The sequence below is a fragment of the Streptomyces sp. 11-1-2 genome (assembly GCF_003595545.1).
Classification (GTDB): Bacteria; Actinomycetota; Actinomycetes; order Streptomycetales; family Streptomycetaceae; genus Streptomyces; species Streptomyces hygroscopicus_B.
The window spans coordinates 8,371,884-8,398,500 of the sequence record NZ_CP022545.1 but is presented as its reverse complement, the minus strand read 5'-3'; the positions used below and the strand labels follow the sequence as shown (position 1 = coordinate 8,398,500).

The following is a 26,617-nucleotide window of genomic DNA, read 5'->3' as shown; positions in this document are numbered from 1 at the left end:
CTCCTCGCATTCGCACAGGCGGTCGCGCCGCTGTGACCCTATCCGGCGCGGGCTCACCGGTACACCCACCTCATATGGGTACACCTGACCCATGGCCCTCAGCGGGAGCGCACTCGCGGACCGGATCCACGGCGGCTGGCTCGGCCGGATCGCCGGGAACATGCTCGGCAAGCCCATCGAAAACGGCGAATACTGGACCCGCGACCGCATCGACCGGTATCTGCGCCGCGCCGACGCCCTGCCGCTGACCGACTACCTCCCCGCGCTGGAGCCGCCGCCCGACCCGGTGGAGTTCGCGCTGCGCCCCGAGTGGCGGAGTTGCGTCCGCGGCCGGATCCACGGCAGCTGCCGCGACGACGACGTGGACTACTCCGTCCTCGGCCTGCACCTGCTGGAGACCCACGGCCCCGGCTTCACCACCGAGCAGGTCGGCGAGGTGTGGCTGCTGCGGCTGCCGTATCTGCAGACCTTCACCGCCGAGCGGGCCGCCTACCGCAACCTCACGGCCGGGGTGAAGCCGCCGCTCAGCGCGACCCTCGACAACCCCTACCAGGAGTGGATCGGCGCCCTGATCCGCGCCGACGTCCACGGCTGGGTCAACCCCGGCGATCCGCACCGGGCCGCCGCGATGGCCCGCCGGGACGCCGTCCTCTCGCACACCGGCAACGGGGTGTACGGGGCGATGTGGGCGGCCGCGCTGATCGCGGCCGCGTTCACGGCGGACGGTCCACGCGCCGCCGTCGCGAGCGCCCTGGACCGGATCCCGCCGCGCTGCCGACTGGCCCGTACGGTGCTCAGGGCCGCGTCCCTGCACGACGCGGGCGTGGCGTGGGCGGACGCGCTCGCCCAGCTGGAGCTGGAGACCGCCGGGCTGCCCTGGATCCATGTCGTCCCCAACGCCGCCGTTCTTACGGCCGGACTGCTCTACGGCGCGGGCGACTTCACGACGACGATCGCCCTGACGGTGCGCGGCGGTCTGGACACCGACTCCAACGGCGCCACGGCCGGGTCGGTCGCGGGGGTGCTGTGCGGCGCGGCGGCCATCCCGCGGCAGTGGACCGAGCCGCTGGAGGACCGGGTGCGCAGCGCCGTCTTCGGCTTCGACGGCGCCCGCATCAGCGACCTGGCGGCCCGTACCCACCGGCTGGCGGTCGCGGTGGAGCGCTAGCCGGTCTCAGTCGGCCCGACGACGGTGTGGGCCGGCCGGATCGGCGATCCGGTCCAGCCACTCCCGCAGGAGGCCGCGTTCGGACGCGGTAAGGGCGTCGGTCCGGGGCAGTGCGGCGCGGAGGGTGACGGCGGCCGCGACGGGACCGGGTTCGGCGGCGGCGGGGGCGGGGGCGTCCGTGGTGATCGCCGCGATGGCCGCCTCGCGGGCGGTGCGGGACAGCTCCGGATCGCGGCGGTCCTCGGGCGTGGCGATGAGCGTGAGCGTCGTACCGCAGCCCGCCGCGTGGACGAGGGCCGCGGCGCGCTCCTCGGGGATGGCGAGCCGCCCCGCCTCGGCGATGCGCCGGATGAGCCGGGCGAGCATCTCGAAGGCGGCGACGGAGGCCGGCGAGGACACGCCGGGGCGGTGCCCGCCGTACATCAGCGAGTACAGCGCCGGGTTGGCCAGGCCGAGGCCGATGTGCAGATCCCAGCCGGCACGCAGGTCCTCGACCGGGTCATCGGTGGGTTCCTCGGCGGTCTTGCTGCTCAGGTACTCCGTGAAGCCGTAGGCGACGACCGCGTCGAGCAGGCCCTGCTTGTCGCCGAAGAGCCGGTAGATGGTCGGCGGCTGCACCCCGGCGGCGGAACTCACCGCCCGGGTCGAGACGGCGTCGGGCCCGCCTTCGGACAGCAGCCGGGCGGCGGCCGTGACGATGCGTTCGCGGTGTCCGTCGCGGTCGCGGCTCGAGTCATGGCCACGGTTCGCGTCGTGGGTCCCGTCACGGCTCCCGTCCGCCGTGGTGACGTCCTCGCTCTCCATGCTTCCGACGATAACAGAATCGCGTTAGCGGTCATTCGTTTCCGGTGATACGTTGACTGCGATATCACTGGAAACAGCGAGGAGAAATCGCCATGATCATCGTTACCGGAGCCAATGGCCAGCTCGGCCGGATGGTCGCCGAGCGGCTGCTGAAGCGCGTCCCCGCCGGGGAGATCGGCGTCAGCGTGCGCGACGTGGTGGCGGCACGGGACCTCGGCGCGCAGGGCGTGCGCGTCCGCCGGGGCGACTTCGACGACCCGGAAACCCTCCCCCACGCCTTCGAGGGCGCCTCGCAGGTCCTGATCGTCTCGACGGGCACCACGGGCGAGGCCGCCGTCCGAGGCCACCGCGCGGCCATCGACGCCGCGGCGGCGGCCGGGGCCAAGCGGATCCTCTACACGAGCCACATGGGCGCGAACCCGTCCTCCCCCTTCCACCCGATGCCCGACCACGCCGCCACCGAGGAGGCGCTGCGGCGGTCCGGTGTCCCCTTCACCTCGCTGCGCAACGGCTTCTACGCCTCATCGGCCCTGGAGCTGGTCAGGGCCGCGCTCGAAACGGGCGTCCTGGCCGTGCCCGAGGACGGGCCGGTCGCCTGGACCGCCCATGCCGACCTCGCCGACGCGGCGGTCCTCGCCCTCACCGACGAGGTCCTGGACGGCCTGAGCCCCGCGCTCACCGGCCCCGAGGTGATCGACATGGCCGGTATCGCGGAGATCCTCACACGGCTGACGGGCCGCCCGATCCGCCGGGTGGTCGTCTCCGACGACGACTACCGCGCGCAGTTGGTCGCCCATGGCGCGCCCGAGTCGGCGGCCGACCTCCTCGTCGGCCTCTTCGCCGCCAGCCGCGATGGCGACTTCGCGCCGGTCGACCCCACGCTCGCCGAACTGCTCGGCCGGCCCACGGTGCGCCTGGAGGACTACCTGAAGTCGGCTGTCGCGCCGCCCCGGTGACGTACCGGACCTAACCCCGGGCCCGGCCGGGGAAAGGCGCTCGCCGTCGGCCGTGCGGCGTGCGTACGCTCGCCGCATGAGCAGCGAGACAACGCACCGGCCGCTGGTGGCGATCCTGAGCGGGGCGGGCATCTCCACCGACTCCGGGATCCCCGACTACCGCGGTCCGCAGGGGCTTTGGCGGCGTGACCCCGAGGCCGAGAAGCTCGTGACGTACGAGTACTACATGACCGACCCGGAGATCCGGCGCCGCTCCTGGCAGATGCGGCGCGACAGCGAGACGCTGCGCGCCCGGCCCAACGGGGCGCACGAGGCCGTCACCCGGCTGGAGCGCTCGGGGGTGCCGGTACGGGTGATCACCCAGAACGTGGACGGGCTGCACCAGATCGCCGGGATGCCCGCGCGCAAGGTGCTCGAACTGCACGGCACCGCGCGGGCCGTGCTGTGCACCCACTGCGAGGCGCGGTCCGGGATGGAGGAAGCGCTGGAGCGGGTTGCGGCGGGGGAGGCGGATCCGGCGTGCCAGGACTGCGGCGGGATCCTGAAGTCGGCCACGGTGATGTTCGGGGAGAGCCTCGATCCGGAGGTGCTGACAGAGGCGGTCGCGGTGGCGCAGGCGTGCGAGATCTTCATCGCCGTCGGCACCAGCCTCCAGGTCCAGCCCGCGGCCTCGCTCGCCGGGCTGGCCGCCGAGCACGGCGCCCGGCTGATCATCGTCAACGCCGAGCCGACGCCGTACGACGAGCTCGCGGACGAGGTCGTCCGCGAGCCCATCAGCACGGCTCTGCCCGCCCTGCTGGACCGCATCGCCGCGGGCTGATCTCTGACTTCAGCTTCAGCTGATCACCGACTTCAGCTTCAGAAGAGGCCGGGCAGTTCTTGCCGCGCCTCGAACTCCAGCAGCCGCCGCTTGCGGTCCAGACCGCCGCCGTAGCCGGTGAGGCTGCCGCTGGAGCCGACGACGCGGTGGCAGGGGACGATGATGCCGACCGGGTTCTTGCCGTTGGCCAGGCCCACCGCGCGGGAGGCGGTCGGCTGGCCGATGTGGTCGGCCAGCCGGCCGTACGACCAGGTCTCGCCGTACGGGATGGCCCGCAGCTCGGCCCAGACGCGGCGCTGGAAGGGCGTGCCGTCCAGGTGCAGCGGCAGGTCGAACTCGGTCAGCTCGCCCGCGAAGTAGGCCGTGAGCTGGCGGATGGTCTCGGCGAAGGGGGCGTCGGCTGGGTCGCCGGGGCCGCCGAAGGTCTCCTCGGGTGGGCGGTGGCGCTGCTCGACCATGTAGAGGCCGGACAGGTCGGTGCCGGTGGCCACGAGCGTGAGGGGGCCGTAGGGGCTGTCGATGGTGGTGTGGGTGCGAATCACGGTGTTCCTCGGCGGGGTCTGGGTGCTGGGTGCTGCGTGCGGTGCGGGTCCGGCGGCTTAGCGGTGTAGCGGGGCGCCGTTTCGTTGCCGGGTGCGGCCCGGTGGCCGCTTTGTGCCCACCCGTCCCGCCCCGCGGAACGATTGCCCACAAAGCGGTCCGCTCTCCGGCTGGAGGCGGGTCATGCCGCGGGCAGGCGGTTGATGGCGTGGGCGGCGTCCGTCGCCCAGAGGTACTGGACGGCGTACGCGCGCCAGGGGCGCCAGCGCGCCGAGTGGCGGGTGAGGGCGCCGGGCGTGGCGGGCAGCCCCAGTTCGGCGGCGGCGCGCCGCACCCCGAGGTCGGTCGGGACGAAGGCGTCCGGGTCGCCGAGGGCGCGCATCGCGATCACCTCTACGGTCCAGGGGCCGAGCCCCGGCAGCGTGCCCAGGGCCGCGCGGGCGTCGTCCCAGTCACTGCCGACGCCAAGTGCGACCCGGCCCTCGGCGAGCGCGCCGACCAGCCCGGTGAGGGTGGCGCGGCGGGTGCGGGGCATGGCCAGCGTCTCGGGGTCCAGTCCGGCGAGGGCCTGGACGGACGGGAAGAGGTGGGTCAGGCCGCCCGCCGGGTCCTCCACCGGCTCGCCGTGCGCCGCCACCAGGCGCCCGGCGTGGGTGCGGGCGGCGGCCGTGGACACCTGCTGGCCGAGCACGGCGCGCACCGCGAACTCGTCCGCGTCCACCGCGCGCGGCACCCGCCGCCCCGGGGCCTTGTCGACCAGCGGCGCCAGTTGGAGGTCCGTACGCAGCAGGTCGTCCACGGCGGCCGGGTCCGCGTCGAGGTCCAGCAGCCGCCGGCAGCGGCTGATCGCCCCGGCCAGGTCGCGGAGGTCGGCCAGCGAGAGCTGGCAGGCGATGTGGTCCGGCCGCGGGCTCAGGGTGACCACCCCGGGCCCGTACGGCAGCCGCAGCGTCCGCCGGTAGGCGCCGTCGCGCCACTCCTCGACCCCGGGGACGCCGGTGGCGGCCAGATGCCCGAAGAGGTTGTCCGGGCACAGCGGTGCCCGGAACGGCAGCCGCAGCGTGAGCGCCCCCGGCACGCTGGTCCGCGGCCCGCGGGTGGCCCGCTGCCGCAGCTCGGTCGGGGAGAGCGCGAAGACCTCCCGTACGGTCTCGTTGAACGCGCGGACGCTGGCGAACCCGGCCGCGAAGGCGATGTCCGCCATCGGGAGCGCGCTGGTCTCGATGAGCAGCCGGGCGGTCTGCGCCCGCTGCGCCCTGGCCAGCGCGAGCGGGCCCGCGCCGAGCTCGGCGAGCAACTGCCGCTCGACCTGGCGGGTGCTGTATCCCAGCCGGGCCGCCAGGCCCGGCACCCCGTCCCGGTCCACCACGCCGTCGGCGATCAGCCGCATGGCCCGCGCGACGAGGTCGGCGCGCTCGTTCCACTGCGGCGACCCGGGGCTGGCGTCCGGACGGCACCGCTTGCAGGCCCGGAACCCGGCCTGCTGGGCGGCCGCGGCGCTGGGGTAGAACCGCATGTTCTCGGCCTTGGGCCCGACGACCGGACAGCTCGGCCGGCAGTAGATCCCGGTGGTCACGACGGCGACGAAGAACCACCCGTCGAAGCGGGCGTCCTTCGCCTGTGCGGCGCGGAGGCAGCGGTCGGTGTCGGTGTGCATGGGTCCAGCATCCGTCAGCGGGCGGGTCCGTTCTCGCGGGAATCCGACATCGACCTCACGGGGCGACGCCCGCCCGTGTCGGCCCGCGCCATGTCCCCGTTCCGGCGGTGTTTGGTGCGAAGGGGCAGACCGGGGGCCTGATGATCGGCATGATGAGGAATGTGACGGAACACCGTGAGATACCCCTGGCGAACGGCACCACCGTACGGCTGGAACTGGCTCCCGTAGGGGACGCCTCTTTCGAGGACGCGTACGGCGGCGTCGGTGGCGTGACCCCGGTGGGGCGCGGTGCGCAGGCCGCGGTCACGCTCGCCAACGCCAGTCTGAGCGTCATCCTCCAAGGGCTGGGGTCGGTGCTGGAGGACGTGCACGACGCCGTCCGCTCGACTCCCCATCCGCCCCAGGAGTTCACCGTGCAGTTCGGGGTGCAGGTCGGCCAGGACCTCAAACTCGGCATCGTGGGCGCCAATGGGAACGCCAACTTGACGCTCTCGGCCACCTGGAGGCCGTCGGAGCAGCCCGAGCCGACGGTGCCACCGCAGCCGCCACAGCCGTCCCGGCCCGGCTCCTCGGCCTGAGCCATGGGGTGGTTCCACGCGCACGGGTCCTTGTCGCGGCCCGCCGTATCCATTCTCGCCAAGGCCGACGGAAGACCGGCGGGCGCGGGCGTCCTGCTGCCCCGCCGCCATCTGCTGACCTGCGCTCATGTGGTCAACAGCGCCCTCGGAAAGGACAGGCTGGCCCCGGATCACCCGGGCCCGATCGCCGTTCCCGTACGGCTCCACGGACCGGAGCACACCGTCGAGGCCGAGGCCGAGCTGGCGGTCTGGATACCGCCCCGGACGGACGACGGCGGCCTGGGCGCCTTCGAGTGGAACGGCGACCTCGCCGTACTGCGGCTGTCCGCGGCCCTGCCGCCCGCGATCGAGCCGCCGCGCTGGCACCCGATGGCCCAGCGGCAGCTCGTACGGGCCTGGCACGGCAGCGGTGAGCCAGGGGTCTTCGCCGATGCCGAAGTGAGCGAATGCGACGGGCGGTTCGGCTACTTCGACGGCGCCGAGCGCGCCCTGGACATCGAACCCGCCTACAGCGGCGGCCCGTTGTGGTCCAACGAGGAGGGCGCCGTCGTCGGGCTCGTGACGGCGAAGCTCCGCATCCAGGGGACGCTGCGCCGCGCCTGGGGAATCCCCTGGCAGCGCGTGGCGCGGGAGCTGCACGACGCCGGGGCGGGCCATCTGCTGCCCCGGCAGCTCGAGGAGGACGTACGCGACCTCCCGGGCTACGCGGAGCTCGTCTCCCTGCTGGACGGGCCGCTGCCGCGGTCCGAGGGCTGGATACGCTCCTGCCGGACGGTCGCCCGGCAGTGCGGCCTCGACCATCGCGCGGACGGCGTGCCCTCCGCCGACGAGTTCGCCCATCTGCTGCTCACCCGGGGGCGTGCCCTGCCCGCGCTGGTCGAGGCGGTGCGCGGCACGGCGGGCACGGCGGCCGACGACCTCCTCGCGATCGGACGCCGTTGCGGTCTGCCCAAACTGCTCTCGCCGGGTGAGCACGAGCGGCTGCTGGTCCTGCTGCGCGCCCTGCCCACGGCCGCCGCGGCCGGTGTCCCCGGGGCCGTACGGGCGGCGCTGCCGCTGGCGGCACTGCCCGCGGCGCTGCTCACGGGCGGTGACGGCGGACATGGCGGCGACGGCGGCCACTGTGGTGAGGGCGGGAACGGCACCGGCCCCGGCGGACGGTTCGAGGCTCTGATCGCCCATCTGGAGGGGCTGCACGGCGACAGCTCGCCGATCGACGACGGGGTCATGGCCGTGCCGGGGCTGCTGCGCGCCGTGGAGTTCGTGGCCGCCGGGTGCTGTCCGGCGGACCGGCGCACCCCGCTGCGGCGGTGGAACGCGGCGGTCGCCCGCCGCCTCGGCGTCCATGACGCCGCCATGACCGAACGCCGCCTCGAGGCCGAGCAGTGGGCACAGAGCGCCTCCCGGGGCTCCGCGCCCCGCGTCGTGGCGAAGCTGGACCTCTGCGGGGCCCCATCGGGCGGCACGTCGGCGACGGCGCGGGAGGAGCCGGAGCGGTACCGGCTGCGGCTGTGGTGCGACGACGGGGACGGGCTGCGCCAGGTGTCGGACGACAGTGAACGGCCGCGCGGCGCCGAGGAGGTGGCCCAGGAGATCTTCGCCGCCGTGGGCTCACTGCGCCGCCCCGACCCCTCGGGGCCACGGCCCGTCATCGAACTGATCGTGGACCGGGACGCCCTGGAGGTGCCCGTGGACCGCTGGAAGGCCGCGGGGCCGGGCGCGGTGCTCCCCATGCGGCTCGGCACTCCGTACCCCCTGGTCGTCAACTGCCCCGAGCTGCGGGAGCTGAACGGCGGCACCATGCTCGACCAGTGGCGGGAGCGCTGGGTCCGGCTGGACGCCGAGGAGCCCGTGCACATCGACGACGCCACGGCCCCGGACCCGGAGGCGGTGTGCGGGCTGGTCATGGAGCGGCTCACCGCCCGGGTCACCATCGATGTGGCGGCCCACCGGCGCACCGGGGTGGTGCAGATGTGTCTCGCCGCGGGCATTCCGGTGGTGCTGTGGGATCGGAGCGGGGAGGCGGGATCCCCGGCCGTGCGGCACACGGCGGAGGTGAGCACCCGTGAACTGCCCGAAGCGGTAAGGACTTATCGCACGAAAACCCTGCAGAGACCCGGGGAGTACAGCGGGCGGCCGGTGCTCGCCTGGGCCGACGCCGGACGGGCGCTGCCACGGCTGGACCTCGCGGACCCGACGGAGTGACGGTGGGAAACCCAGGGACCATGGGACGCGATGGCCGTGCCGGGCGGGGACGGCGGGACGTGATGACGACAGGAGGCGCGCGATGTCCGCTGAGGCGGACCGAAAGGGAGGTTCCCCGATGAATCCACGGGAACGGCACGACTGGCGGCTGTTCCGGGGGGACGGCGTGCCCCGGCACGTGGAGATGCCACCCGCCCCGCCGTGGCGCCGCTTCGGCGGCGGGGAGCCCACGGCCCCGGACACGGGAGCCCCCGACAACGCGCAGGGGTCGCCCGCGTCCGGTCCGGCGGGCCCGGCGCCGTATCTCATCTCGCCCGAACACGCCGACGTGGTCAACGCCGCCCTCCATCTGCGGCGCCCGCTGCTCGTCACCGGCAGCCCGGGGACCGGCAAGTCCTCGCTCGCGCGGGCGGTCGCGCATGAGATGTGGCTGGGCGAGGTGCTGCGCTGGCCGGTCAACAGCCGTTCCACCGTGCAGGACGCGCTCTACCGCTACGACGCGATCGGGCGGCTGCGCGAGACGGCCCTGACCCGCGACCGTGGCGAGGCCGAGCCCGACATCGGCAGCTTCGTACGGCTCGGGCCGCTGGGCACCGCGCTGGTGCCGAACGAACGCCCCCGGGTGCTGCTCGTCGACGAACTCGACAAGGGCGATGTCGACCTTCCGAACGACCTGCTGACCGTCTTCGAGGAGGGCGAGTTCGAGATCCCCGAGCTGGCCCGGCTGCCGGAGGACCAGTCGGTGGTGGAGGTGCTCACCGCACGGGCGGGCGAGCGGGCCACGGTGCGTCGGGGCCGGCTGGTGTGCGAGGAGTTCCCGGTCGTGGTGATCACCAGCAACGGCGAGCGCGACTTCCCGCCCGCCTTCCTGCGCCGCTGCGTACGGCTGGAGCTGCCCACCCCCGACGAGGGGCGGCTGCGGGCGATCGTCACCGCACATCTGGGGGACGACGCGCTGGAGGAGGTCGATCAGTTGCTGGACGCCTTCCTCCGTCGGCGCGCGGCCCGCGAGCTGGCGACCGACCAACTGCTGAACGCCGTGTTCCTGCGGGCGGGCGGCATGGACGTGACGGCGGACGGGCTCCTGGAAGCGGTGCTGCACCGGCTGGGCGGGGCGGTGTAACGACGCATGGGCGGGGGTGACGCTGGGCGGGGCGGCGCCGAGCCGAGCGGCGCAGGGCGGGGCGGCGCCGAGCCGAGCGGCGCAGGGCGGGGCGGCGCAGGGCAGGACGGCGCAGGGCAGGACGGCGCAGGGCAGGACGGCGCAGGGCAGGGCGGCACCGAGCGGTTGGGACGGCTCGACGAGGCGATGGTGGTCCTCGCCTCCAGCGGTCTCGAATTGTCCAGGGAGGAACTGCTCGACGCGCTCTGGCTGGCCGGCCGGCTGCCCGAGGACGGCGTGGAGTGGGCGCCCCTGGCCCGCGCGGTGACAAGTGGCGGGACGGCGCTGCCCGCCACGCGCCCCGAGACCGCCCGTCCCCCCGCCACGGCCTCCCCGGCCGCGTCCGCCCAGCCGTCCCCCGAGCCGACCGCCCCCGCCCGTACCCCCGAGGCCGACGGCCCCGGCGCCCAGCCGTCCGCCCCCGCGAAGGGGCGCCCGGACGACCCGCCGGACCAGCCCCGGCCCCGCCCCCGTGGCGATCAGCGGCCGCGCGGCCTGTACGGCGGAAGCCAGGGCCCCGATGGCCAGGGCCCCGATACGGAAGGGGCGCCCGACGCGCGGCGCGCACTGCCGCTGCGCGTGCCCGAGGACAAGGCGCTGCGCCAGGAGCTGTCCATCGGCCGTGCCCTGCGCCCGCTGAAACAGCACCGCCCCAATCCGCTCAAGCGGGAGTTCGACGAGGCCGCCACCGCCACCGCGCTCGCCGAGACCGGTCTGCCGGACGTGGTGACCCGCCCCGCCCGCGAACGCTGGCTCGATCTCGCGCTCGTCATCGACGACGGGATGTCGATGCTGCTGTGGCGGCGGCTCGCCGTCGAACTGCGCACGGTGCTGCAGCGCTCGGGCGCGTTCCGCGTCGTACGCGTCCTCGGGCTGCACACGCGCGGCGCCGGCGCACCCGCGCTGCGCGCCCGGCCCTACGCCCCGGACGCGCCCAGGCTCCCCACGACGGCGCTCTCGGACCCCTCCGGACACACGCTGGTGCTCGTGGTGAGCGACGGGGTGGGGGGCGCGTGGCGCGACGGGCGGATGGGCCAGGTGCTGGCGCGCTGGGCGGGGGTCGGCCCCACGGCGGTGGTGCACGCGCTGCCGCCCCGGCTGTGGGAGGGCTCCGGGATCCGGGCGCGCCGCTGGCAGGTGCGGACCCGCAGACCCGGCTCGGCCAATACGGACTGGACGGTCGCCGATCCGGTGCTGCCCGCCGCCCTGGCGCGTTTCGAGGGGGTGCCGGTGCCGGTGCTGGAACCGGACGCCGGACCGCTGGCCGACTGGGCCCGGCTGATCGCCTCCGCGAGCGGTACGGCCGTCCTGCCGCTGCTGGACCCGGGGCGCGGCAGCCCCCGCCCCGCCCCGGCCGCCACCGGCCCCGGCCCGGCCACCGCCCCCGCCGTCTCCGGCCCGGCTGCCACCCCGACCCCGGCCGATGAGCTGAGCCGCGTGCAGCGCTTCCGGGACGCGGCGTCCCCGGAGGCGTACCGGTTGGCGGCCCATCTGGCCGCCGTGGCCCCGCTGCCGGTGCCGGTGATGCGGATGGTGCAGAAGGCGGTGGACGGCCGGACCGACACCGGACGTCTCGCCGAGGTGTTCCTGGGCGGCCTGATGCACCCCGTCGAACCGCCCGCCTCGGCGGGACCGGACCCGCTGCCGCCCGAACACCGGCCCTTCACCTTCGCCGACGCGGCGCAGCGGGCGCTGCTGGGCGCGGTACCGCTGCCCGAACTGGTCGCGACCAGCAGGCTGATCGGCCAACGCCTGGAGCGACTGGCGGGCCGCTCCCCCGACTTCCCGGCCTGGCTCGCCCACTCTGCCGGCAGCGACCGACTCCCGCCCGGCGCCCGCCCCTTCACGGCGGTAGAGCAACGGCTGGCGGCCCGGCTGGGGGCACCACCGCAGCCGTCGGTGTTCACGACCCCGACCGCGGCGGTGCAGTGGCGCCGTCTGGAACCCCGCGACCCGCGGGTGATCGGTCCGTACCGCCTGCGGAGGGCCGGCCCCTGGGGCGCGCGCGTCGTTCCCTATCTGGGCCGGGACGCCTATGGCGAGGAGGCCGTCGTCACCGTCCTTCCCGGGCTTCCCGCACCGCAGGCCGCGGCCTTGCTCGGGGTACAGGCGGAGGCACTGCGCCGGATGGACGGACGCCATGCGCCCCGGCTGCTGCGTGAGGGGCTGGACGAGGACGTTCCATGGGTGTCCGAAGAAGCGTTCCTCGGGCACCGGCTGCACGATGTCCTTTTCGAGGACGCCGATCGATGGGACGGGCACACCGCCCTCGCGCTCGCCCGGCGGATCGCGGACGCGGTACGCGTGTGCGCGGCCGAGGGGATGACGCACGGCGACCTCACCGTCCATACCGTGCATGTCGCCGGTGAGGACATCTTCGTGACCGGCTGGTCCTCGGCCTGCATCGACGGCGCCCCGTCCCCGTCGTCCCTCGGGCACCGTCGGCCCACTCCCGAGGACAATGTCGGAGACTTGGGCGACATCCTGCTGTGCCTCGGCGGCGGGGGGCAGATGTATGGGCACGGCCAGGACGCCTATGACATGCCGCGCTGGAGCGGCGCCGCGTGGCAGCCGGTCCGGGGCATGGTGATGGCATGTCTGGAGAGGCAGGGCCGCCCGACGGCCGCGCGGGTCTGGGAGTTCCTCACCGACTTCCGGCCGGACGCCGGGACACCGGAGTCCAGCGCCCGACGCCCCCGGACCGAGCGGCCCATCGTCTGCGCGCGGTGCGGCAGTCCGCTGGCCCCGGACGACCGCTTCTGCGATACGTGCGGTGGGGATGTGTTGACGACCCCACCACAGTCGGCGCCGCCCGACTCCGCTCGCGCCTCCCTCCCGGAGCCCGAGAGCGCCCTGCCGTCGATCAACGCGTATCGGGCCTACCGCAGGCTCGGCGGCAGCCGGGGCGACGGCGTCTATCTGGCCCGTCGGCCGGGCGCGTCGAACGATGTGGTGATACGCATCGCCCCTGACGGCACCGCCCAGGGCGCCGGGCGGCGACTGAGGGCCGAGGCGGACGCGCTGCGGCGAATGGCCGGGCACTACGCCCCCCGGCTCTTCGTCGACGCTTCTTCGCTCAACCCTCCGGGGCTCGTGGTGGAATGCGTCCGGCTCCCCGACGGCTCACCGGCCCCACCGCTGTCCTCGCTCATGGGCCGGAGGCCCGACGGCTCACTCCGGTTGGACGCCGTGCGGGCCGCCACCATCGGCCTCCGTATCGCCGAGGCGGTGAACATGTGCTCGCTGAAGGGCGTCGTTCCCGGGCCGCTCACGGCGGACACCGTGCTCGTCACCGACAGCACGGTGAAGCTGATCGGCTGGACCGACGCGAGCATCGGCAACCGCCTCCCGGGAGCTCCCACCGCCGCGGACAGCGTCTACGCCCTGGGCCAGATCCTCCGCGACCTGAGCGACGCACAGCCGACCGGTGACCTCATCCGCACCATTGAGCTATGGCGCAACCCCCAGCTGCTCTCGACCATCTCCGCCTGTCTGGACGACCGGCCGGGCAGGCGACCGTCGGCGGGGCGGGTGGCGGACGTCTTCGTCCAGTGCCTGGCGACCATGCCGGCGTCGATGTCGTACGAGGCCGAGACCTCGGACACCCCTCAGCCGCCGGCCGAGACGCCGGACGCCGAGCCCGGGTCCCCGGCGGACCCCGGGCCGGCGCTCACGACCGCTCCCGAGCCGCCGCCGAAGCGGTCCGGGCCCGCGTTCACCCGAGCCCTGCGGTCCCTGTTCCAGCGCGGCGGGAGCGCCCCCGAGGCCGACGTGGCGCACAAGCTGGAGCAGGTGCGCCTCCCTCGCACCGACAGCTGCCACCTCGCGGTCATCAGCCGCGCGGTAGGGGCCGGTCGCACCACCACGGCCATCGCGCTCGGCAATGTCCTCGCGAGCGCGCACCAGGGCGAGGTCATCGCGGTCGACGCGATTCCCGGCGGGGACGCCCTGAGCCGCCGTGTTCAGCGTGAGAGCGAGGCGACTGTCCATGATGTGGCCCAGGCCGTCCTCTTCGGCGATTTCAGGTCCGCCCGGCGCTTCACCTCACAGACGCCCGGCGGGCTCGAAGTCCTCGCCGGCGACCCGCGCCCGTCCATTCTGCGGAACCGCAACCACAAGGTGGACAACCGCGAATACCGCACTGTCATCGCCGCTCTGCGCCGACGCTATCCGGTCATCCTGTCCGCTTCGGACACCGGTGGGCTCCGCGACTTCGTGCCCGAGCTCCTCGACCTCACCGACCAGCTGATCATCGTCACCAGCCCCTCCGTGGAACGCATGAGGAGCGCGCACACGACCCTGGACCGGCTTATCGAGGGCGGACGCAGGGACCTCGTCCAGCGCGGCATTGTGGTGCTCAACACACATCGCGAAAACCCTCCGGCGGACCCCGAGGGCCTCGCGGCGGGTTTCCGGGTCCGCTGCCGCGGCGTGGTCGTCGTACCGTACGACCAGCATCTGGCAGCTCCGGGCGAGATCGACCTCCACCGGCTGGCGCCCAGGACCCTCGACGCGTACCTCGAACTGGCGGCGCTGGTCGCGGAGGACTACCCCGGGGCCCGGGATTGAGCGGTCCGCGGAGGGCCTATCCTCTACGCCATGTCCGCCGATTTGATCCGCATCGTCTCGCGCTCCTCCCCCATGGCCCTCGCCCAGGTCGAACGGGTCCGCACCGAGCTGGCCGCGCTGCGACCGGGCATCCGTACGGAGGTCGTGCCGGTCACCACCTCCGGCGACCGGTGGATGGGCGATCTGTCGAAGCTGGGCGGGAAGGGGGCGTTCACCAAGGAGGTGGACGCCGCGCTGCTGGCGGGCGAGGCGGACCTCGCGGTGCACTGCATCAAGGACGTGCCCGCCGACCGGCCGCTGCCCGCGGGCACGGTCTTCGCCGCATACCTCAAGCGGGACGACATCCGCGACGCCGTGATCCACCCCCAGGGGCTGACCCTCGACGAGATGCCCGCGGGAGCCCGGATCGGCACCTCCTCGGTCCGGCGCGTCGCCCAGCTCGCCATCACCCACCCGGATCTGGAATGCGTGCCGATGCGCGGCAACGCCAACCGCCGGCTGGAGAAGCTGGACGCGGGCGAGTGCGACGCGCTGATGCTGGCCGTCTCGGGGCTGGAGCGGATCGGCCGTACGGACCGGATCAGCGAGATCCTGCCGGTGGACACCATGTGCCCGCCCATCGGGGCCGGGGTGCTGGGGCTGCAGTGCCGCGAGGACGACGCCGAGACGATCGAGGCCGTGGCCGGGCTCGGCGACACCGACGTCTGGAAGGAAATCACCGCGGAGCGGATGCTGCTGCATGTGCTGCAGGGGCACTGCAACTCCCCCATCGCGGGCTATGCCAAGGCCGAGCGCGACGGGCGGCTCTCGCTGCGCGCCCGGGTCTTCAGCCCGGACGGCAAGACGGTGCTGGACGCCCACGAGTGGGCGGGCCCGCTGGACCCGGCCACCCTGGGCACGTCGGTCGCGGTGGCGCTGCTGCGGCAGGGCGCCCGCGAGGTCATCGACACGATCCCGCACTGAGGCGGCTCCCGCCGCGGTCCGGGCCCTACCTCCTTCTGGTACCTCCGCCTGGGCCTCCGTCCGGGCCCTACCGCGCCCGCAGCCTCCGCCATACCGCCCGCGCCGCGTGGTGTCCCGACATGCCGTGGACGCCGGGCCCCGGTGGGGTGGCGGAGGAGCACAGGAAGACCGCCGGGTGGGCGGTGGCGTACGGGACGCGGGCGAGCTTGGGCCGTATGACCGCCTGGATGCCCTCGAAGGCGCCGCAGGCGATGTCCCCGTCAATGTAGTTGGCGTTGCGCGCGGCGAGTTCGGGCGGTCCGGCCACCGCGCGGGCCAGGACCAGATCGCGGATGCCGGGCGCGAAGCGCTCGATCTGACGCTCGATCACCTCCGTGGCGTCGCCCTTCCACCCGCTGGGCACATGGCCGTACGCCCAGAAGGTGTGCTTGCCCTTTGGGGCCCGGGAGGGGTCGAGAAGGGTCGGCTGAGAGGTGATCAGGAACGGGACCGAGGGGGCGCGCCCGTCGACGGCGGCCCGTAGCGCCGCGCCGATCTCGCCCGAGGTGGGGCCGACATGGACGGTGCCCGCGCGCCGGGCCTCGGGCGCGGTCCACGGCACCGGGCCGGACAGCGCGTAGTCGATTTTGAAGGCGCCGGCCCCGTAACGGTAGTGGCGGTAGGCGTTGCCGAGACCGGCGATACGGGCCAGGGCGCGCGGCGAGGTGTCGAAGATGTACGCGCGGGCGGGCGGCAGCTCGTCGAGCCGCTTGACCTCGGTCGAGACGTGGATCGTGCCGCCGTTCTCCCGCAGATACGCCCCCAGCGCGTCCACGATCGACTGGGAGCCGCCGCGCGGAATCGGCCAGCCGACCTCATGGGCCGCGACGGCGAAGATCAGGGCGGGTCCGCTGGTGACCAGCGCGCTGGTCGGCGCGATGGTGTGCCCCGCCAGCCCGGTGAACAGGGCGCGCGCCTTCTCGTCACGGAAGCGCAGCGGCCCGGCGAGCAGTGAGACCGGCTGCAGCGCGTGCAGCCCGAAGCGGGCCCAGGTGATCGGGTCGCGGGGCGCCCCGTCCCAGGGGGTGCGCAGTATATCGGGGGCGAGGGTGGCCCATTTGCCCAGGTAGGGCGCGATCAGCCGACGGTAGGTACCGGCGTCGCGCGGACCGAGCGACCTGGCCGTCTCGCCGACCGAGCGGGCCAGCACCGCGGCCGTGCCGTCCGGGAAGGGGTGGGCCAGCGGCAGTTCGGGGTGGAGCCACTCCAGGCCGTGCCGGGCGAGCGGCATCCGGTCGAAGGCCGGGGAGCCGATGGCGAGGGGGTGCACGGCGGAGCAGGGGTCGTGCCGGAAACCGGGGAGGGTCAGCTCTTCGGTGCGGGAGCCCCCACCGATGGTGTCCGCGGCCTCGAAGATCTCCACCGCACAGCCGCGGCGGGCGAGTTCGACGGCCGCGGTCAGCCCGTTCGGCCCGGCTCCCACAACGACCGCGTCGAGCATGGACGGCACCTCGGCCCCCTCGTCCTTGAGGAATCGGTGGAACGATCAGCTGGCGGCGGCCAGCAAGCCCAGGATATGCGCAACGGCCGCCTCGTCCCTGGCCGCCGTGAAAGGAAGGGCATTGCCCCCGGTGATCCGGAACGGCTCGCGGCCGAGCGTGGCATGCGCCCCGCCCGCCTCGCCGACCAGCAGCAGACCGGCGGCGTGGTCCCAGGCGTTCTCCCAGGTGAAGGCGACGGCGTCGAGCAGCCCCCGGGCCACGTTCAGATACTCCAGGCCGGCCGAACCGCAGGGGCGCACCTCAACTCCCGGCACCTGCAGGCCCGACAGGGCGCGCTTCTCCGCGTCGGTGGTGAAGTCGTAGTGGGAGACGGCCACGTGGAGGACCGCGCCGGGCTCCGGGGAGCCGCAGTGGATCGGCTCGCCGTTCAGCAGGGCGCCCCCGCCGCGGCGGGCGATGGCCATCTGGTCGAACACCGGGGCGTAGGTCCAGGACGCGAGGAGCTCTTCGCCGTGGGCGAGGGTGACCAGCGTCGCGAAGCCGGGGTCGCCGTGGACGAACTGCCGGGTGCCGTCGACCGGGTCGACGATCCATACGGGCGCGTCGCCGCCGAGGGCGGTGAGCACGGCCGGGTCGGCGTGCACCGCCTCCTCGCCCACCACCACGGAGCCGGGCAGCAGCTTGGTGAGGGCGCCGGTCAGATGCTCCTCGGCCTGCCGGTCGGCGATGGTCACCAGGTCGTGCGGGCCCTTCTTCTCCACGATCTCGTGGGCGGCGAGCTGCCGGTAGCGCGGCATGACCTCGTCGGCGACCGCCGTGCGGATCGCCTCCTCCACCGCGCCGAGATCACCGGCGAGAAATTCATCGATCATGCGTTCATCGAATCATGTCTCAGCGACGGCAGGTGGCATACCGGCTGCCAGACGGTGTCATCGAGGTGAAGGGAGCGACCGCCGCAAATCCCTTTTTTTTGACCGGCATCCCGGTTCACTCCGCCGGCCTGCGGAAACGGGCGCGGTGCGGGGCGCCGCGGGCGCGGGCGCGGGAACGAGCGCGCCGCCACGCGCCAGGGGCCCGGGTACGGGCACGCCGCCGCGCGCCAGGAGCCCGGGTACGGGCACGCCGCCGCGCGCCAGGAGCCCGGGTACGGGCACGCCGCCGCGCGCCAGGAGCCCGGGTACGGGCACGCCGCCGCGCGCCAGGGGCGGCACGGGAACGGGCCCGGGGCCGGGCGCCGCGGGCGCGGACGGCAGCGCTCCCAGACACCCCCGGCCCGGGAACGAGCACACTGCCGAGCGCCGGAACGAGCGCACGCCGCCGCCCGCCAGGAGCCCGGCAACGGACACGCCACCGCGCGCCAGGGGCGGCACGGGAACGGGCCCGGGGCCGGGCGCCGCGGGCGCGGACGGCAGCGCTCCCAGACACCCCCGGCCCGGGAACGAGCACACTGCCGAGCGCCGGAACGAGCGCACGCCGCCGCCCGCCAGGAGCCCGGCAACGGACACGCCACCGCGCGGGGCCCGGGGGCGGACGACCCGTCGACTGCCAGGGGTGGCACAGGAACGGGCGCGGGGTCGGGCAGGGGGTCAGCGGACGCGCTGGGCGGGGCGGCCGGCGGCCGGGTCCGGGCTGGGCTCCACCGGGCCGCGGGCCCGGGCGCCGGTCGTGACTAGGCCCAGGGTCACGATGGCGAGACCGCAGCCCGTCATGATCGCCCAGCCCAGATGGCTGGCCTCGGGGAAGCCGGAGGCGAAGGGGCCGTGCACCCGGGCGGTGGAGACCGAGCCGAGGACGGCGACGCCGAGGGCCGCCCCCACCTGGCGGCCGGTGGAGGTGACCGCGGCGGCCACTCCGGCCTGGGAGCGCGGCATCCCGGACACGGCCGAGTAGGTGAGCGGGGCGTCGAGCATGCCGAAGCCGATGCCGAACGCCACATAGGCGATCACGAGGTACCAGATCGGGGTGTCCGCGCCCACCTGGGTCAGCAGCAGTCCGCATCCCGCCGTACCCGCTCCGGCGATCACCATGGGGACGCGCGGGCCGCGGGCGCCGACGATACGGCCCGCGAGCGGTGAGGAGACCAGCGTCATGGCCGCCATCGGCAGCGTGAGCAGCCCGGTGTGCAGCGGGGAGAAGTCCCGTACGTCCTGCAGATACAGGGCGTTGAGGAAGAGGAACCCGGCGAGCGCGGCGAAACCGCACACCGCCGAGGCGATGGCGCCGCTGAAGGCCGGGCTGCGGAAGAAGCGAACGTCCAGCAGCGGTTCGGCGCGGCGGAGTTCATACCGGATGAGGGTGGCGGCGGCGACGGCCGCGACGGTGAAGCAGCCGACGATCTGTGCCGAGCCCCAGCCCCTGACCGGGCCCTCGATGATGCCGAACGTGAGCGTCGCCAACAGCACGATCACCAGGAGCTGCCCCACCGGATCGAGCCTGCGCGGCCGGGGAGCCTTGGACTCGGGGACGAAGAGCGCGGTGAGGACGAGGGCGAGGGCGGCGACCGGGAGGTTGACCCAGAAGACGGCCTGCCAGCCGGTCGAGTCCACCAGCGCACCACCGACGACGGGCCCCAGCGCGATGCTCACCCCCGCGACCGCACCCCACAGCCCGATCGCCCTGGCCCGCTCCTTGAGGTCGGTGAAGGTGTTGGCGATGATCGAGACCGCGACGGGGTTGAGCATGGCGCCGCCCATGGCCTGCACCATCCGGAAGGCGATGAGCGAACCGGTGTCGGTGGCGAGCCCGCACAGCAGCGACCCCAGGCTGAACAGCAGCAGCCCGGTCTGGAAGGTCCGGCGCCTGCCGAACCGGTCGGCCATGGAGCCGGAGAGCATCAGCAGACTGGCGAGCACCACGGTGTAGGAGTCCACCGTCCACTGCAGCCCCGAGGGCGAGGCGTCCAGATCGTCCTGGATGGACGGCAGGGCGAGATTCACGATGGTGGTGTCGAGGCCCACCATGAACAGGCTGATGCAGCAGATCCCCAGGATCAGCCATTTGTGGCGGTGGTGCGGCGGCGGGCCGCCTCCCTCGCCGTCCGCGTCGCCCGGGGTGGCTTGGCTCGTGGCGCCGACCATGGTTCGCCTCCTGATCGGGGCGGGTCATGCCCCGGCGCACGGACCGCTGCGACCTCCGCATCGAAGGGTCCGCCCGCCGGGGGTGCCTCGCCTGGTTCCGGACTATGCCTTGCGGCCGGTGATCACGACGGTGTCCGCGCCGAGGGGCAGCCGTCCGGTGGGCTCGAAGCCCACGGCGCGGAACCACTGCTCGTACTCGGCGCCCGTGTAGACCATGCCCTCGCCGGAGGCGATGGTGTGGAAGTAGGCGGACAGCATCGCCGCCCGCTCGGGTCCGGTGCCGTCGTCGTCCTGGCGCGGGGTGACCACGTAGATCCCGCCGCCGGGAGGGAGAGCGCGGGCGGCCTTGGCGAGCAGTTCCTGGATCCGCTCGGGGGACCAGATCTCCAGGAAGTGAGCGAAGAGCACTCCGTCGCAGCCGGTCGGGAACTCGTCGCGGAAGGCGTCGAGGCTCACCGCCCGCGCCCGGTCGGCCAGCCCGAGCTTCTCGATCTTCTCGTTGGCGGCGGTCGCCACGGAGGGCAGATCGGCGATGGTGATGCGCAGGTCCGGCCAGCGGGCGGCGAGGCTCGCGGCGTTGATGGCCGTTCCGCCGCCGATGTCCAGGAGGTGGCCGCACCCCGAGAGGTCCAGCTTCTCCCCCAGCTCGGCGCCCACGAGCCTGCTCACCGACGACATCATGGTGTGGAATGTGCTCTCCAGCTCGGGATTTTCGGCGAGCCGCCCGTAGAGAGTGGGCGCCGTCCCCGGAATTTCCCGCCGCAGTCCGATGTTGGTGTCTTCCTTGAGGGATTCACAGAACCAGGCCATCGCCCGGTAGATACCGTGTTGTTCCCAGGGAATGTTGGACGCGGGCGACTCGTCGAAGTTCGCGGTCAGTGGCTTCGAGAGCGGGGTGGTGTGGTAACCCTCGCCGTCCTTGCGCAAAAGCCCGAATACCGTACAACCGAGAAGGAGGATGCGGGTGGGCTGCTCCTTGAGGTCCAGCCGTGCGGCGATCTCCCGTACGGCCAGGCCGGGCTCCTTCTCCACCAGCGCGAAGAGCCCCAACTGGAATCCCGCACTCAGAAACTGAAACCGATAGTGGGCCTTGTAGAGCCCTCTGAGCTCCACTTCTATCGGTACCTCGGTTTGCGTCATGCCCAACCCTTCTCTGACAAGGAGTCGTTCAGCCGACGGCATATCAGAGCACAAAATCCGAGGTGATTGTAGCCATGTTCGAAGGTTTCAGGGGACGGGAGTGTCTTTTGTTCTCCGGGCCCAAAAAACGGAATTGACCCTTCCTTGGGAAAAGGGCCTTTGTCGGGCTGGGAGGCGGAACCGCGAGAAGGGTACGGCGAATGATCCCGGGAGGCCCGGGTGCCGGCCGGTGGTCGGCCGGCCGGCGGACGCGCGGTGCGCGGGCGTACGGGTGCGCGGGCGTACAGGTGCGGGTGCGCGGGTGCGCGACTGAGCGGTCAGCCGGTGAGCGCGGGGATGACCCGCTCGCCGTACGCGTCGAGCGTGCGCTCCTTCGCGTCATGCATCGCGTAGACGGCGAACTGGTCGACCCCCAGGGCGCGCAGCCGCTCCAGCTTCTCGATATGCGCCTCGGCCGGGCCGAGCAGGCAGAACCGGTCGACGATCTCATCGGGGACGAAGGCCGTGTCCGGATTGCCGCTGCGGCCGTGGTGTGCGTAGTCGTACCCCTGCCGCTCCTTGATGTACGCGGTCAGGGACTCGGGCACGGCACCGGAGTGCTCGCCGTAGCGGGAGACCAGGTCGGCCACATGGTTGCCGACCATGCCGCCGAACCAGCGGCACTGCTCACGGGCGTAGGCCAGGTCGTCGCCGACATACGCGGGGGCGGCGACGCAGATGGTGACCGCGTCCGGATCGCGCCCGGCCTCGGCGGCGGCGGTGCGCACCGCCTTGACCATCCACTCCGTCAGGAAGGGGTCGGCGAGCTGCAGGATGAACCCGTCGGCCTTCTGCCCGGCCAGCGCGAGCGCCTTGGGGCCGTACGCCGCCATCCACACCGGCAGCCTGCTGTCCTCGATCCAGGGGATGCGCATCGGGCTGCCGTCCACGACGGCCTCCCTGCCCTCCGCCAGATCGCGGATGGCGTCGATGGCCTCGCCGAGGCGGGCGAGGGTGTTGGGCTTGCGCCCGGCCACCCGCAGCGCGGAGTCACCGCGGCCGATACCGCAGACGGTGCGGTTGCCGTACATCTCGTTGAGGGTGGCGAAGGTGGAGGCGGTCACCTCCCAGGTGCGGGTGCCCGGATTGGTGACCATGGGGCCGACGATCAGCCGCTCGGTCCGGGCCAGGATCTGGCTGTAGATGACGAACGGCTCCTGCCACAGCACGGCGGAGTCGAAGGTCCAGCCGTGGCCGAAGCCGTTGCGCTCGGCGCGGCGCATCAGCTCGACGACGGCCGAGGCGGGCGGATCGGTCTGCAGGACGAGTCCGAAATCCATGCTCGCTCCCTGGCTCAGTCGAGGTACTGACAGGTGTCGCGGATGAGGAACTGGCCGTGCCCGGCACGCCCGGTGTACTCCCGCCGGTCGATGACGGGGACACCGCGCGACAGCACGGTCTCGACCTGCCCGGTGATTCGCTTGCCCTCGTACGCCGAGTAGTCGACGTCCATGTGGTGGGTCTCGGCGGACAGGGTCTGCTGGGCCCCCGGATCGTAGACGACGATGTCGGCGTCGGTCCCGGGAGCGATGGTGCCCTTCCGCGGATAGAGGCCGAACATCCTGGCCGGGGTGGCGCAGGCGATCTCGATCCAGCGGCGGCGGGAGATATGGCCGTCCACCACGGCCTGATGGAGCAGATCCATCCGGTGCTCCACCCCCGGCATACCGTTGGGGATCTTGGAGAAGTCGCCCCGGCCCAGTTCCTTCTGCCCGGTGAAGCAGAACGGGCAGTGGTCGGTGGAGACCACCTGGAGGTCGTTGGTCCGCAGCCCCCGCCACAGCGCGGCCTGGTGCTCGACGGGCCGAAGCGGTGTGGAGCAGACGTACTTGGCGCCCTCGAAGTCCGGTTCCGCGAGGTTGTCCGTGGACAGGAACAGATACTGCGGACAGGTTTCGCCGAAGACCGGAAGCCCCAGGTCACGTGCCTGCGTCAGCTCCGCGAGGGCCTCCTGGGCCGACACATGGACGACATACAGCGGGGCGCCGGCCACCCGGGCGAGCTGGATGGCGCGATGGGTCGCCTCCGACTCCAGCAGCGCCTTGCGGACCTCACCGTGGTAGCGGGGGTCGGTCCTGCCCTCGGCCAGGGCCTGTTCCACCAGGACGTCGATGGCGATGCCGTTCTCGGCGTGCATCATGATCAGCCCGGCGTTGGCGGAGGCGCGCTGCATGGCCCGCAGGATCTGCCCGTCGTCGCTGTAGAAGACCCCCGGGTAGGCCATGAACAGCTTGAAGCTGGTCACGCCCTCCCCCACCAGGAGATCCATCTCCTTGAGCGCGCTTTCGTTCACATCGGAGAGGATCATGTGGAAGCCGTAGTCGATGGCGCAGTTGCCCCGCGCCTTCAGGTGCCAGGCGTCCAGCCCCTCGCGCAGGGCGTGGCCCACCGTCTGGATGGCGAAGTCCACGATGGTGGTGGTGCCGCCCCAGGCCGCCGCCCGGGTGCCGGTCTCGAAGGTGTCGGCGGCGTAGGTGCCGCCGAACGGCATCTCCATATGGGTGTGCCCGTCGACCCCGCCCGGGATGACGTACTTGCCGGTCGCGTCGATCGTACGGTCGGCCGTCCAGCCCTGGGCGTACGCGCTGCCGGACGAGGCGAGGGCGGCGACCTTCCCGTCCTCGATCAGCACATCGGCCAAGGTCTCCTCGGCGGCGGTGACGACCAGCCCGCCGCGGATCACGGTACGGGACATCAGCTCACGCTCCTTCCGGACCGGGTGGTCTTGAGGGCGGCCTCGAGGATCTCCGCGCCCTCCTCGGCCTCGGCGACGGTGAGGCTGAGCGGCGGGGCGATCCGCAGCACGCTGCTGTTGTGCCCGCCGCCCTTGCCGATGAGCAGCCCGCCCTCCCGGGCGGCCTCCAGAACGGCGGACGCGCCCTCGGGGTACGGGTCGCCGGTGCCCGGCTCGACCAGCTCGATGCCGATCATCAGCCCCCGGCCGCGGACCTCGCGCACGGTGTCCAGACCGGCGCAGGCCGCGCGCAGCCGCTCGATCAGCAGCCCGCCGACCCGGCGGGCATTGCCCTGCAGATCGTGTTCGACCAGATGGGTGAGGTTGGCCAGACCGGCGGCCATCGTGATGGGGCTGCCGCCGAAGGTGGAGATGGAGTTGGCGCCCAGGCAGTTCATGACCTCGGCGCGGGCGACGACACCGCCGATCGACATGCCGTTGCCGATGCCCTTGGCGAAGGTGAGGATGTCGGGCGGCCCGGAGCGGTCGTGTGCCTGCCAGCCCCAGAAGTGGTCGCCGGTGCGGCCCCAGCCCGTCTGCACCTCATCGGTGATCCACAGGATGCCGTGCCGGTCGAGCACCTCGCGGAAGGCGGCGAACAGCCCGTCGGGCGGCGAGGTGAAACCGCCGACGCCCTGGACCGGCTCGGCGATCAGCGCGGCGACATTGCCGTGCGCCTGGCCGAGGACGTCCTCGAGATCGGCGACGCACGCCTTGATGAACTCCCCGTCGGACAGCCCGGCGAACGGCCCCCGGGTGCGCACCCCGCCATGCACGTACAGCGTCTGCAGCGGGGACAGGCTGGTCGGCGACCAGCCGCGGTTGCCGGTGATGCCGACGGCCGAGAAGGAGCGGCCGTGGTAGCTGTTGCGCATCGCCAGGATCTGGTTGGAACGGCGGTAGGTGGTGGCGAGCAGCAGGGCCGTGTCATTGGCCTCGGTGCCGGAGGTGGTGAAGAAGACCCGCGGGTCCGGGATGCCGGACAGGGTGGCGACCCGCTCGGCGAGGTCGACCATGGGCCGGTCGAGGTAGAGCGTGGACGTGTGCAGGATCCGGCCCGCCTGCTCGCTGATGGCCTTGGTGACCTCGGGGAGGGCGTGCGCGGTCATGGTGGTGAGGATGCCGCCGAAGAAGTCGAGGTAGCGGTTGCCCTCGGCGTCCCAGACATGGCGGCCCTCGCCGTGGGTGATCTCGATGGGGCGCTGGTAGTAGACGGCGAGCCAGTCGGGGAGCACGGCTTGGTGCCGGGTGTGCAGGGCCGCGAGGGTGCCGCGGTTGGCATCGCCGCTGCCCGTGGCATCGCTGCTGCTCACGGCATCGCTGCTGCTCACGGCGTCGCTGCTGTTGCTCATGGCTTCACCAGCCCCTCGTAGGCGTCGGGGCGCCGGTCGCGGTAGAACGCCCACTGCTGCCGGACCTCGTCGATCAGACCGAAGTCGAGATCACGGACGATCAGCTCCTCCTCCTTGTCGCTGGCCACGTCGCCGACGAACTGGCCGCGCGGATCGACGAAGTAGCTGGTGCCGTAGAAGTCGTTGTCGCCGTACTCCTCGATGCCGACGCGATTGATCGCGGCGATGAAGTACTCATTGGCGACGGCCGCGGCGGGCTGTTCGAGCTGCCAGAGGTAGGCCGACAGCCCACGGGAGGTGGCCGAGGGGTTGTAGACGATTTGCGCCCCGGCCAGGCCCAGCGCACGCCAGCCCTCGGGGAAGTGGCGGTCGTAGCAGATGTACACCCCGACCCTGCCCACGGCGGTGTCGAACACCGGCCAGCCCACGTTCCCCGGCTTGAAGTAGTACTTCTCCCAGAACCCCTTGACCTGCGGGATGTGGTGCTTGCGGTACTTGCCCAGATAGCTGCCGTCCGCGTCGATCACGGCCGCGGTGTTGTAGTAGAAGCCCGACTGCTCGAGCTCGAAGACCGGCACCACGATCACCATGCCGGCCTCCCGCGCCAGCTCCCGCATCCGCTGCACGGTCGGCCCATCCGGCACCGGCTCCGCCCACCGGTAGTGCTCCGCCTCCTGCACTTGGCAGAAGTACGGCGCGTTGAACACCTCCTGGAAGCCAATCACCTTGGCGCCCTGCGCGGCCGCCTGCCGGGCGTACTCCTCATGCTTCGCGATCATCGATTCGGTATCGCCGGTCCAGGTGGCCTGGACGAGAGCGGCACGTACGAGGTTGGCCATGATCAGCTCCTCAACCTATGTCTACGCACGTAGAATCCGGCTTTGAAGAACGTAAGAGCGCACTGACCACTCTGGCAATACCGCCGCCGTTACTCAACGAAGACGATCACGTTTCCTGTTTTATCGGCTTGCGGGGTGAGCGGATGGGTGCGGGTTTCGTCTCGCGCCTCCGGCGCAAATGAGCAGCGGCGGCGGGAGTGGAGGGCGCGGGCCGCGTCGCCGACCGCCGGGCCGGTTGGGTGGACCTGGGCGGCGGCTCTCGCAATCCGGAGTTGAGACCCATTCGGGCTAACGGCCCCTCTGGGTACCCCCCGAAAAAAACGCCTGATCTGAAGCAACTAATTTGTCAAACGTTTTCAGGAGGGGTACCCCAACCCCCCCTCGGCTGTCCGGCGCCGACCCCAGCCCTCGGCCAGGGAGGCCGCCACCGGGGCCCACACCCACCGGCCCGGCGCCCGGCAGCGGCGCCGCGCCCACCATCACCGCCGCCGCTGCTCAAATGCGCCGAAGGCGCGAAACGGCGCCGCACCCAA

19 protein-coding genes are annotated in these 26,617 nt (G+C 72.9%); 8 read left to right on the top strand and 11 right to left on the bottom strand.

The genetic code is table 11. From position 1 onward, the window contains the following. Positions 1–91 precede the first annotated feature (91 nt). Complete coding sequence (locus tag CGL27_RS36070) at positions 92–1,168, top strand: ADP-ribosylglycohydrolase family protein (protein ID WP_119991934.1); 1,077 nt, start codon at positions 92–94, stop codon at positions 1,166–1,168. A gap of 6 nt (positions 1,169–1,174) precedes the next feature. On the opposite strand, the gene CGL27_RS36065 is transcribed toward CGL27_RS36070, so the two are convergent. Next, positions 1,175–1,972: a TetR/AcrR family transcriptional regulator gene (locus CGL27_RS36065; protein WP_119991933.1), complete on the bottom strand. Its 798-nt coding sequence runs from the start codon at positions 1,970–1,972 to the stop codon at positions 1,175–1,177. A 92-nt stretch (positions 1,973–2,064) separates the two neighbouring features. On the opposite strand from CGL27_RS36065, the gene CGL27_RS36060 reads away from it, so the two are divergent. Together CGL27_RS36060 and CGL27_RS36055 are read left to right on the top strand one after the other, a co-directional pair. Then, positions 2,065–2,928, top strand: coding sequence for an NAD(P)H-binding protein (locus tag CGL27_RS36060; RefSeq protein ID WP_119991932.1), 864 nt, complete (start codon positions 2,065–2,067; stop codon positions 2,926–2,928). 76 nt (positions 2,929–3,004) lie between these two features. Next, on the top strand, positions 3,005–3,748 hold the full coding sequence (locus tag CGL27_RS36055; RefSeq protein ID WP_119991931.1) for a Sir2 family NAD-dependent protein deacetylase: 744 nt from the start codon (positions 3,005–3,007) through the stop codon (positions 3,746–3,748). A 38-nt stretch (positions 3,749–3,786) separates the two neighbouring features. On the opposite strand, the gene CGL27_RS36050 is transcribed toward CGL27_RS36055, so the two are convergent. Together CGL27_RS36050 and CGL27_RS36045 are read right to left on the bottom strand one after the other, a co-directional pair. Then, complete coding sequence (locus CGL27_RS36050; protein WP_276147891.1) at positions 3,787–4,290, bottom strand: methylated-DNA--[protein]-cysteine S-methyltransferase; 504 nt, start codon at positions 4,288–4,290, stop codon at positions 3,787–3,789. A gap of 179 nt (positions 4,291–4,469) precedes the next feature. Next, positions 4,470–5,945, bottom strand: coding sequence for a DNA-3-methyladenine glycosylase 2 family protein (locus tag CGL27_RS36045; protein WP_078640346.1), 1,476 nt, complete (start codon positions 5,943–5,945; stop codon positions 4,470–4,472). 152 nt (positions 5,946–6,097) lie between these two features. Between CGL27_RS36045 and CGL27_RS36040 the strand changes: the two genes are divergently transcribed. From CGL27_RS36040 to hemC, 5 genes are all read left to right on the top strand, one after another. Beyond that, on the top strand, positions 6,098–6,523 hold the full coding sequence (locus CGL27_RS36040) for a CU044_2847 family protein (protein WP_237298738.1): 426 nt from the start codon (positions 6,098–6,100) through the stop codon (positions 6,521–6,523). A gap of 3 nt (positions 6,524–6,526) precedes the next feature. Next, positions 6,527–8,728, top strand: a complete 2,202-nt coding sequence (locus CGL27_RS36035; protein WP_119991930.1) for a trypsin-like peptidase domain-containing protein — start codon at positions 6,527–6,529, stop codon at positions 8,726–8,728. A gap of 118 nt (positions 8,729–8,846) precedes the next feature. Further along, positions 8,847–9,851 (top strand): MoxR family ATPase, encoded by a 1,005-nt coding sequence (locus tag CGL27_RS36030; protein ID WP_240450749.1) that lies wholly within the window; start codon positions 8,847–8,849, stop codon positions 9,849–9,851. A 6-nt stretch (positions 9,852–9,857) separates the two neighbouring features. Beyond that, positions 9,858–14,459 (top strand): SAV_2336 N-terminal domain-related protein, encoded by a 4,602-nt coding sequence (locus CGL27_RS36025; RefSeq protein ID WP_119991928.1) that lies wholly within the window; start codon positions 9,858–9,860, stop codon positions 14,457–14,459. Positions 14,460–14,489: 30 nt separating this feature from the next. Next, positions 14,490–15,422, top strand: a complete 933-nt coding sequence (gene hemC / locus CGL27_RS36020; RefSeq protein WP_119991927.1) for a hydroxymethylbilane synthase — start codon at positions 14,490–14,492, stop codon at positions 15,420–15,422. Positions 15,423–15,489: 67 nt separating this feature from the next. On the opposite strand, the gene CGL27_RS36015 is transcribed toward hemC, so the two are convergent. The 8 genes from CGL27_RS36015 to CGL27_RS35980 form a co-directional block, all read right to left on the bottom strand. Continuing rightward, positions 15,490–16,902 carry an NAD(P)/FAD-dependent oxidoreductase gene (locus tag CGL27_RS36015; RefSeq protein ID WP_205587804.1) on the bottom strand — a complete coding sequence of 471 codons (1,413 nt, stop codon included), beginning with the start codon at positions 16,900–16,902 and terminating at the stop codon, positions 15,490–15,492. Between the two features lie 45 nt (positions 16,903–16,947). Beyond that, positions 16,948–17,775 carry an inositol monophosphatase family protein gene (locus tag CGL27_RS36010; RefSeq protein WP_119991925.1) on the bottom strand — a complete coding sequence of 276 codons (828 nt, stop codon included), beginning with the start codon at positions 17,773–17,775 and terminating at the stop codon, positions 16,948–16,950. Between the two features lie 714 nt (positions 17,776–18,489). Beyond that, positions 18,490–19,980, bottom strand: coding sequence for an MFS transporter (locus CGL27_RS36005; protein WP_119991924.1), 1,491 nt, complete (start codon positions 19,978–19,980; stop codon positions 18,490–18,492). A 102-nt stretch (positions 19,981–20,082) separates the two neighbouring features. Continuing rightward, positions 20,083–21,120 carry a methyltransferase gene (locus tag CGL27_RS36000; protein WP_119991923.1) on the bottom strand — a complete coding sequence of 346 codons (1,038 nt, stop codon included), beginning with the start codon at positions 21,118–21,120 and terminating at the stop codon, positions 20,083–20,085. 317 nt (positions 21,121–21,437) lie between these two features. Then, positions 21,438–22,439 carry a TIGR03842 family LLM class F420-dependent oxidoreductase gene (locus tag CGL27_RS35995; protein WP_078640358.1) on the bottom strand — a complete coding sequence of 334 codons (1,002 nt, stop codon included), beginning with the start codon at positions 22,437–22,439 and terminating at the stop codon, positions 21,438–21,440. Positions 22,440–22,453: 14 nt separating this feature from the next. Next, positions 22,454–23,857: a dihydropyrimidinase gene (gene hydA, locus CGL27_RS35990; protein ID WP_119991922.1), complete on the bottom strand. Its 1,404-nt coding sequence runs from the start codon at positions 23,855–23,857 to the stop codon at positions 22,454–22,456. Beyond that, positions 23,854–25,245 (bottom strand): aspartate aminotransferase family protein, encoded by a 1,392-nt coding sequence (locus CGL27_RS35985; RefSeq protein WP_240450747.1) that lies wholly within the window; start codon positions 25,243–25,245, stop codon positions 23,854–23,856. Before CGL27_RS35985 ends, hydA begins: the two co-directional genes overlap by 4 nt. Then, positions 25,242–26,084, bottom strand: coding sequence for a nitrilase-related carbon-nitrogen hydrolase (locus CGL27_RS35980; RefSeq protein ID WP_119991921.1), 843 nt, complete (start codon positions 26,082–26,084; stop codon positions 25,242–25,244). Before CGL27_RS35980 ends, CGL27_RS35985 begins: the two co-directional genes overlap by 4 nt. Positions 26,085–26,617 lie beyond the last annotated feature (533 nt).